At 60.3% G+C, this 14,685-nt stretch carries 11 protein-coding genes; 1 reads left to right on the forward strand and 10 read right to left on the reverse strand.

The genetic code is table 11. The annotated features are described in order from the left end of the window. Position 1 precedes the first annotated feature (1 nt). The 10 genes from GN234_RS06760 to GN234_RS06805 form a co-directional block, all read right to left on the reverse strand. Complete coding sequence (locus tag GN234_RS06760) at positions 2 to 1,309, reverse strand: hypothetical protein (RefSeq protein ID WP_176688130.1); 1,308 nt, start codon at positions 1,307 to 1,309, stop codon at positions 2 to 4. Between the two features lie 436 nt (positions 1,310 to 1,745). After that, positions 1,746 to 3,164 (reverse strand): aldehyde dehydrogenase family protein, encoded by a 1,419-nt coding sequence (locus GN234_RS06765; RefSeq protein ID WP_163854189.1) that lies wholly within the window; start codon positions 3,162 to 3,164, stop codon positions 1,746 to 1,748. Positions 3,165 to 3,178: 14 nt separating this feature from the next. After that, positions 3,179 to 4,504: an omega-aminotransferase AptA gene (gene aptA / locus GN234_RS06770; RefSeq protein ID WP_176688131.1), complete on the reverse strand. Its 1,326-nt coding sequence runs from the start codon at positions 4,502 to 4,504 to the stop codon at positions 3,179 to 3,181. Beyond that, the gene (locus GN234_RS06775) at positions 4,501 to 6,015 is read right to left on the reverse strand and encodes a serine hydrolase domain-containing protein (protein ID WP_176688132.1); all 1,515 of its coding nucleotides are present in this window, start codon (positions 6,013 to 6,015) and stop codon (positions 4,501 to 4,503) included. The genes aptA and GN234_RS06775 overlap by 4 nt, the downstream gene beginning before the upstream one ends. A 67-nt stretch (positions 6,016 to 6,082) precedes the next feature. Next, positions 6,083 to 7,363, reverse strand: a complete 1,281-nt coding sequence (locus GN234_RS06780) for an OprD family porin (protein ID WP_109755231.1) — start codon at positions 7,361 to 7,363, stop codon at positions 6,083 to 6,085. A 128-nt stretch (positions 7,364 to 7,491) separates the two neighbouring features. Beyond that, positions 7,492 to 9,123 (reverse strand): ABC transporter ATP-binding protein, encoded by a 1,632-nt coding sequence (locus GN234_RS06785; protein ID WP_176688133.1) that lies wholly within the window; start codon positions 9,121 to 9,123, stop codon positions 7,492 to 7,494. A gap of 2 nt (positions 9,124 to 9,125) precedes the next feature. Further along, positions 9,126 to 9,995 carry an ABC transporter permease gene (locus GN234_RS06790; RefSeq protein WP_109755233.1) on the reverse strand — a complete coding sequence of 290 codons (870 nt, stop codon included), beginning with the start codon at positions 9,993 to 9,995 and terminating at the stop codon, positions 9,126 to 9,128. After that, complete coding sequence (locus GN234_RS06795; RefSeq protein WP_116832059.1) at positions 9,992 to 10,933, reverse strand: ABC transporter permease; 942 nt, start codon at positions 10,931 to 10,933, stop codon at positions 9,992 to 9,994. Before GN234_RS06795 ends, GN234_RS06790 begins: the two co-directional genes overlap by 4 nt. An 11-nt stretch (positions 10,934 to 10,944) precedes the next feature. After that, positions 10,945 to 12,513, reverse strand: coding sequence for an ABC transporter substrate-binding protein (locus GN234_RS06800; RefSeq protein ID WP_109755235.1), 1,569 nt, complete (start codon positions 12,511 to 12,513; stop codon positions 10,945 to 10,947). Positions 12,514 to 12,639: 126 nt separating this feature from the next. Continuing rightward, entirely contained in the window at positions 12,640 to 13,506 is an 867-nt protein-coding gene (locus GN234_RS06805) for an alpha/beta hydrolase family protein (RefSeq protein ID WP_116832057.1), read from the reverse strand. Positions 13,507 to 13,637: 131 nt separating this feature from the next. Here GN234_RS06805 and GN234_RS06810 point away from each other — a divergent pair, with 131 nt between their 5' ends. Continuing rightward, complete coding sequence (locus GN234_RS06810; RefSeq protein ID WP_116832056.1) at positions 13,638 to 14,516, forward strand: LysR family transcriptional regulator; 879 nt, start codon at positions 13,638 to 13,640, stop codon at positions 14,514 to 14,516. Positions 14,517 to 14,685 lie beyond the last annotated feature (169 nt).

Below are 14,685 nucleotides of genomic sequence, written 5' to 3' on the forward strand. Positions count from 1 at the left end.
GTTACTGGTCTTGAGACCCCAATACATTGATCCATGCACTGGGAATCTCGCGCCCCCAAGCGGAGTAAATTGGAGCAAACGCTACTTGCGCCTGATCTCGTAATATCTCCGTTTCTGCGAGGGTTGTAACATTATTATCCCGAATGATTTGGGCGTGTAATTGCACCGGATCACCAGTTTTACTCACAAGGGTGGCCGTTAGGAACTCATTTTTGTCGGGTGCATCCACTGCTCGACGATAAGGTTTGCTCGGATCAAAACGGGCGGACCAGACCTCACCAATAATGATTACAGCATCCGCTCCATGCTTGATGACCTCATTTGCGAGCACCCTCATGACAAGGTACTTTTCCCCGTGTTCTTGTACAGCCAAAGTGGAAATATGTGCGATATTGGTGCCCTTGAGTAGGAATGCAATGGTGATGTGATGACCATCTACTAAGAACATTTTGCGGGCAGTAGCAAATAGATCATTCAACTTCGATTCCGGGCCAGGGGCTGTTGATGGGAACATATCCTTCGGAGATAGCCCATATCTTTTGGCAGCTTGCTCCGTTTCAGCCAAGTCAATCTCGACTTCTTTTTGTGTCAGTTCCATTGCCTGCCCCGTCGCAAGCCATACATCGTGACTTCGGGATTCGCCGTGACCAATCATGCAGGGTAATCTGCCACCGCGTGACTCTCTGCCTGAAGTGTGATCAACATCGTTGACCATTGTGGAAGGCGGTTCCAAACCTAGCTCACGGTGAGCATCAACTACTAATTCAGCTATTTTTCCGTAAGCTATACCTACAGCGTCTAAAAGCTCGTAATCTGGCAAACTATTTTCTACCCAGCGTCTTTGTATACGCAGGATGCCATCTTTAAAGACATGCTTTCTTAGTTCTTCAGACTGAATACTGTTAATTAGTTCTGCTGGGCTTTGGAAGAGTTCTGCGGGCACGTCGATGCGCGGGCCCTCTTCGTAGTATGAAGCGACGATTTCGGCTCGAACGAAGCTATGCGCCTCCAGATCTCCCTGTTTTTCGATCCTGTTACGGGCATCCACCATCCAGCGCATCAACGGATCCGCGCGCAGCTTCAACTGCCAAGATTCATACCAAGGGTCAAAATTACTAAAAATCCGTTTATTGCTCTGCAAAATGAAGCTAACAGTGCGCAACGTTTGAATCGCAGTCTGGATCGCCACCCTAAATGTGTCAGGGTCGAAATATCCACGTTCAGCCTCATGCCAATGACGATGCACATCACTCAGTCTGCGATCCACTGCACTCAACGGGCAGTGATATTCATGTTTTTCTTCCGTCATTTACAACCACCTAACAGTTTATCGAAAGCCAAAGGGAGTAAACTCGGTTTCACGACCTCGAACATTTTGTGAACGCATTCGTACGTGATATTTTCGATTGATCCAAATGAAATGAACAAGAGCCCTGTTAAGGTGGCCACTGATTTCTATCTACCAGACTAACCGCACTTCCCTCGTGCCCCATTGCTAAAGTTCGACGCTACTGCTTTGCCATCATATTGTCTACCTTACTGATACGGACCGGTCTTGCCGGCACAAGCAAAACTCACAAGGGTCATGGCAAGAGTCATGTCTACCGGAGTTTGTCAGACCGGATCGACAGGCTGCTTTTGGCCGAAAGCAGCCTATCCAAAGCTCGATTATGGCCTCATATGAGCGCCAACCAGCGCGCAAAGGGGCCGTTGATTTATCGGTCCGTCGCGCACCTCTGAAGCCGTTAATACCCAAACAGCGACTTGCTCTCCAGGTATTCTTCAAACCCCATCTCCCCCCACTCGCGACCATTACCCGACTGCTTATAGCCGCCAAACGGCGCGGCCTGGTCGGCCCGGGCGCCATTGAGATGGACCATGCCGGTGCGCAATTGCCGCGCAACCCTGCGGCTGCGTTCGAGGCTGGTCGAGGTGACGTAACCTGACAAGCCGTAAGGGCTGTCGTTCGCGATGGCTATCGCCTCGGCCTCGCTGTCGTACGGCATGATCGCCAGGACCGGGCCGAAGATTTCTTCCCGCGCCACCAGCATGTCCGGGGTGACGTCGGCAAATACCGTAGGTTGCACGTAGTAGCCGCGCTCAATCCCTTGTGGTCGTCCCAGCCCTCCGGCGATCAATCGCGAGCCCTCGGCGATGGCTTGGGCGATCATGGCCTGTACCCGTTCGAATTGCAGGGCATTCGCCACAGGACCGATGGCGCAGGTCGGGTTACTGTCGTCGAAGCACACCTGCGCCAGCACTTCCCGGACGATATCAATCACCGCCGGTTGTTGCGCGCGCGGTACTAGCAGGCGCGTTGGCGCATTGCACGACTGGCCGCTGTTACGGATGCACGCCTGTACCCCGTGGCGCACCGCGCTCGGCAGGTAGGCATCGTCGAGCAGGATGTTCGCGGATTTGCCGCCCAGTTCCTGGGACACACGCTTCACTGTATCGGCCGCCGCCTTGGCCACTGCGATGCCGGCGCGGGTCGAGCCGGTAAACGACACCATGTCCACCTCGGCATGACTGGCCAGCGCAGCGCCAACCTCCGGCCCATTACCGTTGACCAGGTTGAACACCCCCTTCGGCACCCCGGCCTCATGCAGGATTTGCGCGACGATATACGCCGACAACGGCGCACACTCACTTGGCTTGAGTACGACCGTGCAGCCCACCGCCAGGGCGGGTGCGAGCTTGCAGGTGAGTTGATTGAGTGGCCAGTTCCAGGGGGTGATCAGGGCACACACGCCGATAGGCTCACGCAGTACCAGCGTCTGACCCAGGCGCCGTTCGAAGCGGTACTCGCGCAGCACTTCCAGCGCCTGCGTCAGATGGCCCAGGCCTGCCGGGACATGAGCGCTTCGGGCCAGGGACAGCGGCGCGCCCATCTCCAGATGAACCGCCTCGATCAACGCCTCGCTGTGGCGTTTGTAGGCTTCGATGATGCGCTGCAGCAAGTCGATACGTGCCTCGATCGAAGTCGCGGCGAACGCCGGAAAAGCCCGCCGGGCGGCGCCGAGCGCACGGTCTACATCGCGAGCATCGCCCAGGATGATGCGCGCAACCCCCTGCTCGGTGGACGGGTTTACCACGGTCTCGACGGTTTCGCCGTGGGGTTTGACCCAGGCGCCGTCAATGTAGAACTCAAACAAATCGTACATACCATCGACTCCCTTCAGGCAACCTGGTTCAAGGCAGCCGCCAAGGTGTCGAACACCTGGGCGATCTCCTGCTGGCTGATGACCAAAGGCGGCGAAATCACGATGGTGTCGCCCGAACCGCGTACCAGTACGCCGTGCTCAAAGCACCACTGCGCAACTTCACTGCCACGCGCGCCGGCGGCACCGGGGCGAGGCTCGAGTTCGACGGCGCAGAGCAAACCGATGGTGCGTACGTCCAGCAACGGCCCCACACCCTGCAGCGCCAGCGCGGCCGACTGCCAGGGCCCGCTGACCGCGTTGACGTGTTGATTGATGCCCAGTTCGCGATGCACTTCGATGGTCGCCAACCCGGCCGCACACGCCAGCGGATGCGCCGAATAGGTATAGCCGTGCATCAGCTCGATGACGTTCGCCGGCCCGGCCATGAACGCTTCGTACACCGCTCCGCTTACCAGCACGCCGCCCATGGGCACGGCGCCGTTGGTCAGGCCTTTGGCGGTGGTGATCAAGTCTGGCGTCACGCCGAACGCCTGGGCGGCGAAGCTGGCGCCGACGCGGCCAAAACCGGTGATCACTTCGTCGAAAATCAGCAGCACGCCGTGCCGGGTGCAGATCTCGCGCAAGCGCTGCAGATAACCCTGGGGCGGCGGGTACACCCCGCCGGAGCCTGTCACTGGCTCCACGATCACCGCGGCCACAGTGCTCGGATCCTGAATGTCCAACAGTTGTGTCAGCGCGTCGGCGTAACCTTCGCCCTGCTGCGGTTGCCCGGCGCTGAAACGCATACCCGCGTCGTAAGGCAGCGGCAGGTGTGACACTTCGCCCAACAACGGACCGAAGTCACGCTTCTGCCGGCCGATACCCGACACCGACAGCCCACCGAAACCCATGCCGTGATAGCCCTTGGCACGGCCGATAAACTTGGTACGGCGGCTGTCGCCGCGGGCCTGGTGATACGCCCGGGCAATCTTCAACGCGGTGTCGACGGCCTCGGAACCTGAGTTGGTAAAGAACACCTGCGCCATGCCGGCCGGGCTGATGTCGATCAGGCGCTCAGCCATCTCCAGGGCGTGGGGGTGGCTCATCTTGAATGACGAGACAAAGTCCAGGCGCCCCGCTGCCTCGCGAATGGCCTCGACGATTTTCGGCTGGCCATGCCCGGCGTTGACGCACCAGAGTCCCGCCATTGCATCGAGTACGCGACGCCCATCGGTGGTGGTGTAGTACATGCCGTCAGCACTGGCGAACATCATCGGTTGTTGCTGGAACTGGCGCATCGGGGTAAACGGTGCCCAGAACGCGCCACACTTGGAAGCTGTCGGGTTGGAAATATCGTTCATAGCGACTCCTGCAAAGCGGTTCTTGGGTGGCCGATCAGCGTCGGGCGCTGCAACGGGCCGGCGTTAACGTTGACGCTGCGGTCCACATACAACTTGCCGTGCTCAATACGGCAGCTGACACGGTCACAAAACGCCATCTCGACAAACTGCCAGGTCATGCTTAATACCCCGTCGTCGGTCCAGCGTGCCTGCGCCACCACCGGGGTGAGTTCCGGCTGGTATTGGTGATGCAGATAATGGCCGGTCATGCTGGTCTGGCTTTCGATGCCGTTGGTAATGCCGGCGCGAATGCAGTGGGTGCCACGGGGGTCGGTGAGGTAGAAGTCGCAGTGGTCAGGGCCAAGCACCAAACGTATTTCGCTGACTTGATCTTCGTTGGCCTCCACCACAAACCTGCCGTTGAACTCGGCGTGACGCGGCGAGGTCGACGCCCCAGAGAGAGCCGGCCGCCGCTGGCGTGCCAACAGCGCCGCCAACTCGGCATCCGCCGCGCCGTCGGCGGGTACACCCAGCGCCGGCAACAGATGTTCCCAGAGCAGGCTGTGCAAGCGCCGCTCGCCCAAGGGCAGCCCGGCGGTAAACGCAATCACCGCGTTATGGCGTGGCAAGACGATGCACTGCTGGCCAAATACTCCAGAGGCGTAGTAGCCACCGTGCAGGGTCATCCACCACTGGTAGCCATAGCCTTCGCGGCGCGTGACACCCGCGTCGCTCGAATCGCGGCCTTGGTAGCGCTTGCCGTCGAAGGCCCCCATCCATACATCATCGACATGCCCACGGGTGGCTTCGGCCACCCATTCCCGGGATAGCAACTGCTGCCCTTCCCAGTTGCCTTGTTGCAAGTGCAGCACACCGAACTTGAGCAAGTCCTCGGTGCTGCAACTCAGACCATTGCCGCCAGTGTTGAAACCACCAGGTGCCAGGTCCCACTTGATGCTCCCCATGGCCATGGGTTGGAAGATACGTGCGTTGCACAACTCAAAGGCCGTCTGGCCGCTGACCACGCTGACAATCGCCGAGAGCATGAAACTCGAGGCGCTGCTGTAGATAAAGTGCTGCCCGGGTGGGTCTTCAACCGGTTCATCGAGGAACAGCTTGACCCAGCTTTCACTGCGCCCACGCCAGGCCCCGCCGGAAATGCCCTGGCGATGGCCGGTGCGCATGGTCAGCAAATCGCGCACGGTCATGGCTGCCAGGTTTGCGCTGATAGTTACCGGGCAATCGGCGGCAAAAAAATCCACCACCTTGGCGTCCAGCGACAGCACGCCGTCATCCACCAACAGCCCGACGGCCATGGATACCCAGCTTTTGGTGACCGAATGCTGAACATGCAACCGCTCGGCGCTATAAGGCGCCCAAAACGCTTCGGCCACCACCGCGCCGTCGCGGTACAGCATGAAACTGTGCAACTCCAGGCCCGCAGCGTTCACCGCATCAATGAAATCACTCACGCCACGCGCCGATACGCGTTGTTGGCTGGGCAGTGCCCGCCGCAACGGCAAACTCGTCATCTGATCTATCCCCTCATTTCCACTGCCTTGGCGTGCGACAGGCTGCCCCTGTTGCACGCCGTTACCGCTACCAGAGCGCCACGGTGTAACCCAGGATCACTCGGTTTTCGTTGGTGTCACGGGTGAAGTTGCTGGTGGCGCTGGCGTTCTGCCAACGCACAGACACATCCTTGAACGTGCCGCTTTGCACGACGTAGCCGAAGCTGAAATCGCGCTCCCACTCGCGTCCTTCGCCCTCGAAGCCGATGACCTTGGCGTTGTCGCCCCTGGCGTAACGCGTCGAGAACAGCAGGCCCGGCAGGCCCAACGAGGCGAAGTCATAGTCATAGCGGGCATGCCACACGCGCTCGCCGGTCTGGGAGAAGTTGGCCAGTTGATACTCGGTGAACAGGTAGGTGTTGGTGCCGTCCACGTAGGTGAACGGCGTCGAGCCGTACTGTTCCTGGTACCCGCCGCTGAGGTTGTGGCCATAGAGGCTGTAGCCGATACGGGTACTCAATGCGCGGTTATCCACCTTGCCGGCCAGGGCCGCAGCGTCTTCGCTGGCGTTGAAGTAACGGATGTCGGTCTTGAACGTACCGGGGCCCCACTTGAAGCTGTTTTTCAAACCCAGGTAGTGCTGTTGGTAGAGGCTTTCCAGTTGCGCGTACTGATAGGTAACGACCGTGGTGGGCGTGAGCTTGTACTCGCCGCCGGCGTAGCGGAACTCATCACTTTTGGCGCTGCTTTTGTAGGCGCCGTACTGGCTGGTAAGGCCCATGTCCTCGTAGTGGGTCGAGTCGCGTTGCTTGACCTGGTCCAGTTGGCCCACGGTCAGGGTCAGGTTGTCGATGTCCTTGGAGGTGAGCGCCGTGCCACTGAAACTCTGCGGGAACAGACGGCTGAGGTTTGGCTGCAGGGTGGGCAGGTCCGGCACCATATAGCCCACACGCAGCTCGCTTTGAGCCATGCGCGCCTTACCGGTGATGCCGAGTTTGGAGTAGTTGTCATGGGCACGGCGTGCATAGCTGGGAGAGCCCGGTTCGGCCACGCTTGAGCGCGCCAGCAACCCGGTGCCGGAGTTATCCGGGCTCGAATCGAGTTTCACGCCCAGCATGCCGACCGCGTCCAGGCCAAAACCCAGCGTGCCGTCGGTAAAGCCCGATTGGAGGTTGAGAATGAACCCCTGCGCCCATTCGGCACGCTTGTTCTGTCCACTGGACTCGCGGTAGTCGCGGTTGAAGTAATAGTTCTTCAATTCAAGCGAGGCCTTGCTATCGGCGACAAAGTCGGCCTGGGCAAACAAGGGCATGAAACCGACGCCCATGACGCTGGCACTGCTGACAACTTTGTTGATGCGGTTATTCATGTGTAGCTTCCTGGCAGACAGGTTGAGTGGGGTTGTTTTTGTTTTCTTCGGCCATGGCTTCGCCCGCCTCGCCAATCACCGATTGACGAAGGGATGGGTTTCAAACATGGCCTGGGGTGCAGCAGTACCTAAATCACACCGGTACGGAGGCGGTAACTGCCATCCGCACGTTTCTCCAAGGGGCTGGCCGCTGCGAGCAGCCGGCGGGTATAGGGATGTTGTGGGGTGTCGAAAATGGCGTTACGCGGCCCCATTTCAACCACCTCGCCCTGGTTCATCACCGCCACGCGATGAGCGATGCGCTCCACTGCCGACAAGTCATGGGAGATGAACAGGCAGGCGAACCCGTATTGGCGTTGCAAGCGCTCGAACAATTCGAGAATCTGCTTTTGAATGGTCATGTCCAACGCCGAAATCGGCTCATCGGCAATCACCAGCTTGGGCCGCCGGACCAGCGCCCGGCCAATCGCCACGCGCTGGCGCTGGCCACCGGAGAGTTGATGGGCAAAGCGCCCACGGAACTGCTCGGGCAAGCCGACGTCGACCAGGGTCTCGGTGACCCGCTGACGTTTTTGCGCGGCCGTCAGCCCCGGCTCATGGCGTAGAGGCTCGGCAATGATCTGGCCGACGGTCATGCGTGGATCGAGGGATGAATACGGGTCCTGGAAAATCATCTGGCATTGCAGGCGGTGTGCACGGTTGGCGGCCTTGAGGATATCCACGCCCTGGAACAGGATGGCCCCAGCGCAGGGCGTGACCAACCCGACCACTGCACGCCCAAGGGTGGTTTTGCCCGAACCGCTGCCACCGACCAAGGCCAAGGTCTCGCCCGGTGCAATGCTCAGGTTCACCGAATGCACCACGCGCTTGGGTACGCTGCGCCCCCAGAAACTGCGCAGCCCCGGGTGTTCGATGCACACATCCCGGACCTGCAACAACGCGTTGTCGGTGGCCGGCAATGGCGCCAGTTCGCCGCGCCGTGGCAGCGCTTCAAGCAACTGTCGGGTGTAGTCGGCCTTTGGCGCGAACAGGATGTCTTCGATACGGCCCTGCTCCACCGCCTTGCCCGCACGCATCACCACTACCTTGTGGGCATAACGCGCCACCAGGGACAAGTCGTGGCTGATGAACAGAATCGCGGTGCCTTGCTCGCGCGTCAGCTCCAGCATCAACTCGATCACGTCCAGTTGTGCCAGGCAATCGAGCGCCGTGGTTGGCTCGTCAGCGATCAGCAGCGCCGGACGCAGCAACATCACCGAAGCCAGCATGATGCGTTGGCGCATGCCGCCGGAGAACTGGTGCGGGTAGGACTCCAGGCATTTCTCAGCATCCTTGATACCGATGCGTTGCAGCATGGCACTGCAGCGCTCGCGGATCGTCGCCGCATCCAACGCGGTATGCAGTTTGAGCGCCTCGCTCATCTGCCGGCCAATCGTCAGCGCGGGGTTGAGCGAGACCATCGGTTCCTGGAACACCATGCCGATCCTTGCTCCGCGCACCTTACGCATCGCCTTGGCGTTGCCGCTGTCCAGCGGTTCGCCCTGGAAGGTGATGCGCCCACCACACACCCGCATCGGTGCCGGCAGCAAGCCAATGGCAGCGCGTGCGGCCATGGTCTTGCCGCTGCCCGATTCGCCGACCAGCGCGACAATCTCGCCGGGGGCCATGGTGAAGCTGAAATCATCGACGGCCAGCGGACCGTCTGCACCGACGCGAATCTGTAGATTTTCAACGGCCAGTAATGGGACTGGAACGCTCATGCTCATTTCCTCATGCGCGGGTCGAGACGATCACGCAAGGCATCGCCGAACAGATTGATAGCCAGCAGCGTCAAGCTGATAAAAATGCCCGGGAAGATCCCCAGCCACGGCGCCGTCGAGATGTAGGTGCGGCTCGCCGAGAGCATGCTGCCCCAGGTCGCGGCCGGCGGCGGAACGCCCAGCCCCAGGAAACTCAGCGCACTCTCCGAGAGCAACGCCCAGCCGAACATGCTCGTGCCTAGCACACACAGCGGCGCCAGGCAGTTGGGGGTGATATGGCGGAACATGGTGTACAGCTCGGAGTTGCCGATCACCCGAGAGGCCTCGATGAACTCCAGTTCGCGCAACGACAACACACTGCCCCGCACTACCCGCACCACGGACGGGGTATAGGCAATGCCCAGGGCGAGGACGATGCCGTACTGGCTTGCACCGATGATTGCCATGATGCCCAGGGCCATGAGAATGCCCGGAAACGCCAGCAGAGCATCGTTGAACATCATCAGCACGCGGTCGGTCCAGCCGCGCAGGTAACCGGCAAGCATACCGATTACCGTGCCGCAGATAACCGCCACGCTCACCGAGAGCAGGCTGATCCACAGGCTGGTGCGCGCCCCAATAATCAGTCGACTGAACACGTCACGGCCGAATTCGTCGGTGCCCAGCCAGTGCGCAGCATTGGGCGCGTGCAGGCGCGACAACAAGTCCAGCTTGAGCGGGTCATAAGGTGTCCACACCACGCCGAGCAGCGCCAGCAATACCAGTGCCGCGAGTAAGCCGCCGCCGATCAACACATTCAACGGCGGGTAACGCCAGGTACGTCGAGGCTGGGTATCCAGCCCTGTCGGCAAGGCAGGAGTCTTGAGGTTCATAGCTTCACCCTTGGATCGAACAGCGGATACAACAGATCCACCAACAGGTTGACCAACACGTAGATGCAGGTGACCAGCAACAGGCAACCCTGCAGCACCGGGTAGTCACGGGAGAAAATCGCATCGACCATCAAGCGGCCGATACCGGGCAAGGTAAACACGGTTTCCAGTACCGCAATGCCGCCGAGCAAATTGCCGAGAATCAGGCCAATCAAGGTCCAGGTGGGCGCAAACGCATTGCGCAGAGCGTGTTTCCACAGTACCGCCCCCTCCGACAACCCCTTGGCCCGGGCATGGGCGATATACTCCAGGCGCAGCACTTCGATGGTGCTGGCCCGCGCCATCCGCGCAATGGCGCCGAACTCCACCAGGGTCAGGGTGATGATCGGCAGCACCACATAGGTCAACGCTTTCATCGGGTCGCTGGCAAAGCCGACGTAACCGATCACCGGCAACCAGCCGAGCTGGATGCCAAACACATAGAGCAACAACAAGCCCAACCAGAAACTCGGCACCGACAGCAGCAACGTCGCCGTAGCCACCAGGCCCAAGTCCAGCACACTGTTTTGCTTCCAGGCCGCGAGCAAACCCACCGGCACCGCGAGCAGGGTCGCCAGTAACACCGCGACAAGCACCACTGTGGCACTGACGCTGAATCGTTCGATCAGCAACTCCAATACCGGCTGGCGGCTGCTGATGGACATCCCCAGGTCGCCACTGAGCACCGACTTGATCCAGATCAGGTACTGGGTCACCACCGAGTGGTCCAACCCCAGGCTGCTGCGCATGTCGGCAAGGCTTTTGGGGTCGGCCATGTCGCCCAGCATCAACAACGCCGGGTCGCCGGGGATCAGCCGAATCAAGGCAAATACAATCACCGAGATCAACAGAAGGGTCGGCACCGCCATGCCGAGCCTGTGCAATATGAATCGAAACATAGCGGTACGCCTTACTTGGAAGTGTCGGCCAGCTTCACGCCCCACAGGCGCGGTTTGGCAACGGGCCAGGAGCGATAACCTTCAACGCGCTTGCCCATCGCGCCGATGGCGGTACCGTTGTAGATGACCACCATCGGTACATCCTTGAGCATCAAGGTGTGGAGCTTGTCGAACAGCGGCTGGCGCTTGGCGGGGTCAACCTCACGCTGGGCCTCGCGCAATATCGCCAAGGCTTCGGGGTTGTCCCAGACCTTGCGCGGCTCCTTCTGCTTGTCGCCGATCACTGATTCGAAGCTCTGCGCCGCATCGAAACGCCCCGAATAGGAGAAGGACATCATCTGGTAGCTGCCGGTCTGATAGCGCTCCAGCTGCGTGCCCCACTCCAGGGTTTCCATCTCGATATTCAGCCCCGCCGCCTGAGTCATGGCCTGGCTGAGCAAACCCATGTCGAACATCTGCGGGTAGCGCTTGTTGACCAGCATGCGGATTTTTTCGCCGCCGTAACCGGCCTCTTTCAACAGGCGCCGGGCCTCGTCGAGGTTGTAGGTGTAGCCCTGGCGCGCGGTGTCGTCGTAATACGGGCTGGCGGTGGGGATGACCGAGTTGTTGACCACCGACAAGCCATCGGACAAGGCCGCCACCATCTGGGCGTAATCCAGGGACAACGCCACCGCGCGACGAATGCGCACGTCCTTGAGCAACGGGTCACGGGTCTGGAACAGCAGGCCGCTGATGGTCATGATCGGGCTGACCTGGATCTGCAGATTCTTGTCCTGCTTGAGTTGTGCGGCGTCCATTGCCGTCACGTCCGGCAGCAGGTCGACGCCACCCGAGAGCAGCGCGGCCTTGGCCGAGGCCGAATCGGGGATCACTTGGAAACGCACCTTGTCGACAAACGCCTGCTTGTTGCCGGTGTACCCGTCCGCCTCGGCCTCGGCACGCGGCGTGTATTCCTTGAAGCGATCCAGTTCGACGTACTGGCCCTTCTGCCATTTGCCCAGGGTGAACGGCCCGGTGCCGATCGGTGCACGCCAACTGCCATCGGCGGCCAGGGAATCCGGGTGCAGGATGCCGCTGCCGGCACAATCCGGGCGAGCCATCGCCGCGAGAAACAAGCCGTTGGCCTGGTCCAGCGTGAACACCACGGTTTTCGGGTCAGGGGTGGCGACATCGACAATCCTGGCTGCGCCACGCCCGTCGAACTCCGCCAGGCAACGCCACTGGGTCTTGGGGTCCAGGTAGCGCTGCCAGGTCCATTGCACATCCTTGGCCGTCAATCGCTGGCCATTCTGGAAGTGCACGCCGTCTCGCAGGCTGAAGGTGTAGCGCAAGCCGTCCGGCGAGACAGCGACTGCACTGGCCAGCATCGGCGCGATGCTGGTGTCTTCGCGATACGCCACCAGCCCTTCGACGATGTGCATCATCACCGCATCGGTATTGTCGTCGCGGTTGACGCCCGGGTCGGTGCTGCGGATATCACCATTGAGACCAACGCTGATGACCTTGTCTTGCGCGACGGCCATGGAAAAGGTGCACGCCGACATCGCGACGGCCAGTGCCGTCTTTACGTAACTATTCACGGGAGAAAGACTCCTTGAAGAAATTTTCCGGTCAGTGGCGGGAGCCAAGGCAGGACCGGCATCAGAATGAGTGAATCCTTGATTATTGTTGTACGGCCTGTTCTGAGTGCATCTACCAGCGGTGTATCAGCCAAGGCTGCGCTTGCGGCGCAACACTTTGGCGAAAAAGTCCTGGGCAGCGGGCATCACCTTGATGCCCTGGTGCGCGACGTTGGGCAACAGGTCGAAGTGCACTTGCACACCGGCGGCTTCGAAACTCGCCTTCAAGCTGGCCAGGCGCTCCGGGCGCGTGCGTCCGGCAGCGTTGGCACCGGCCATGTAGTGTTTGCCCCCTTCGCGGTGGGTGATTTCCCAGGTTTCGAGGTCTGAATCGCCGACCACCATGTGCACCGGCAGTTGCTGCAAGGCTTGCAGGTTCAACGGTTTGCCAAAGCGCGTCGCAAAGTCCCGCACACCGACCCACCAGTCCTGCTCGAAATCCAGCAAGGTCACCGAGCCCGGCGCACCGATGGACGCCGCCCAGAGCTTCTCGGGGTGCAGGTAGCAGAACCGGTGGGTGAATTGCCCGCCGCCGGAATAGCCGAACAGCGCAAAGGTATCGAAGCGACGACCGTAGCGCTTGCCGACGCTGGCGATCATGTCGAGCAATACTTGGTCGTAACGGATATCGCCCTCGACCAGTTGCTTGTAGCCATCGCCGTTGCTGTCACCCAGCACGCCGACCGGGAACAGTGGCGACAGGATCACACAATCGTTCCAGCGGCCAAACTCCGCGAAGCCATTGCGATAAATCTCCATCGCACGGGTCGAGCCGTGCAGCGACACCACCAGATCCACGGGCCGGGAGCTGTCTTCAATGGTTTCGGGCACATAGAGGGTGTAGGCAAAACGGCTGTCCTCGTGGTGCGAGTACACCGTGGTAGCGCCGAGGTGATACACGTTTTTGGCCGCACGCAAGGCCGCGTCGATGGGGTTGGTATCTGGATTGCTCATCTGGAAAGTTCGCCGAGTCAGTTCGGACTTGAGTATTGGCCGGGCGCTATAAAAAGAAAAACTAATTAAACTTTATCCAGGACAAACAAAACCTTTACGATCAAATTCTACCCATGGCTGCGAGTTGACCCGTGAGCAACATTCGTTTTTTCAAGACGTTTATCGCCGTCGCCGAGTACGGCAGCTTTGCCGCCGCTGCCGACCGCGTGGCACTGACCAACGCCGCCGTCGGCCAACAAATGCGCGCACTCGAAGAGGAAATGCGCCGGCCGCTGTTCGACCGCAGCCAGCGGCAAATCAAGCTGAGCCGCGATGGTGTGTTATTGCTGCCCAAGGCCAAGCGTCTGCTGGCGGACTACGAGCAAATGATCGCCGAAGCCCCCGACGGTGAAGCCATGGAGGGCGAAGTGTCGATTGGCGGCATTACCTCTGGCATGGGCCTGCTTGCCAATTGCCTGGTACAACTGAAAAAGCTGCACCCCAGGATATCGGTCAACCTGATGACCGCCCGTTCCGACGAAGTGGTCAACCTGGTACAGGCCGCCAAACTCGACGCCGCGCTGCTGATCGAGACTGCGCGGCAAAACTTCGATGGCATGAGTTGGACCCTGCTCTACAACGAACCGATCGTCATGCTCGCCAATGCCACCCAGACCGCCGGCATCGACGACGCAGTGGAGTTGCTGAGAACCCAGCCGTTTATTCGCTACGACAGGTCCACGGCAGTGGGTCGCAAGGTGCAGTCGATCATCAAGAGTGAATCGGTCGAACCGCTGGAGATACTGGAACTGAACTCGATCATCGGAATCGCCGACCTGGTGCGCCAGCAAGTCGGAGTGGCGATTGTGCCGTTGCTGAAAAACTTCGACTGGCACAAAGACCCAAGCCTGCGCGTGCTGCCGTTGCCGGGCGACCTGGCGGTACGCCGGGTGGGGATACTGGAACAAGGCACCAAAAGTGCGATTACAGGGGAAATTCGCAAGTTGCTCATGTCGGCGGTGGCAACGTAATCCTTCCCTTGGCGCGGCTCATGGACGTCTGTCATCGGGAAAGGCCGTGAACTGCGCCCCTGGCGGCCGCTCTTTGGCAGAGTATGGCGTGCGAGATTACCAGTGTAAGAGGCAGCCGCTGATCAGCGCAGCCCGGGCGCGGATACCTGCACACGGACGCGCCACTCGG

Source organism: Pseudomonas bijieensis, from assembly GCF_013347965.1.
In the GTDB taxonomy this organism is placed as follows: domain Bacteria; phylum Pseudomonadota; class Gammaproteobacteria; order Pseudomonadales; family Pseudomonadaceae; genus Aquipseudomonas; species Aquipseudomonas bijieensis.

What these genes read in the sequence shown, in the direction of transcription:
- GN234_RS06785 (WP_176688133.1), bottom strand. Translation starts at nt 9,123, where the DNA reads ATGAGCGTTCCAGTCCCATTACTGGCCGTTGAAAATCTACAGATTCGC.
- GN234_RS06795 (WP_116832059.1), bottom strand. Translation starts at nt 10,933, where the DNA reads ATGTTTCGATTCATATTGCACAGGCTCGGCATGGCGGTGCCGACCCTT.
- GN234_RS06790 (WP_109755233.1), bottom strand. Translation starts at nt 9,995, where the DNA reads ATGAACCTCAAGACTCCTGCCTTGCCGACAGGGCTGGATACCCAGCCT.
- GN234_RS06780 (WP_109755231.1), bottom strand. Translation starts at nt 7,363, where the DNA reads ATGAATAACCGCATCAACAAAGTTGTCAGCAGTGCCAGCGTCATGGGC.
- GN234_RS06760 (WP_176688130.1), bottom strand. Translation starts at nt 1,309, where the DNA reads ATGACGGAAGAAAAACATGAATATCACTGCCCGTTGAGTGCAGTGGAT.
- GN234_RS06775 (WP_176688132.1), bottom strand. Translation starts at nt 6,015, where the DNA reads ATGACGAGTTTGCCGTTGCGGCGGGCACTGCCCAGCCAACAACGCGTA.
- GN234_RS06765 (WP_163854189.1), bottom strand. Translation starts at nt 3,164, where the DNA reads ATGTACGATTTGTTTGAGTTCTACATTGACGGCGCCTGGGTCAAACCC.
- GN234_RS06805 (WP_116832057.1), bottom strand. Translation starts at nt 13,506, where the DNA reads ATGAGCAATCCAGATACCAACCCCATCGACGCGGCCTTGCGTGCGGCC.
- aptA (WP_176688131.1), bottom strand. Translation starts at nt 4,504, where the DNA reads ATGAACGATATTTCCAACCCGACAGCTTCCAAGTGTGGCGCGTTCTGG.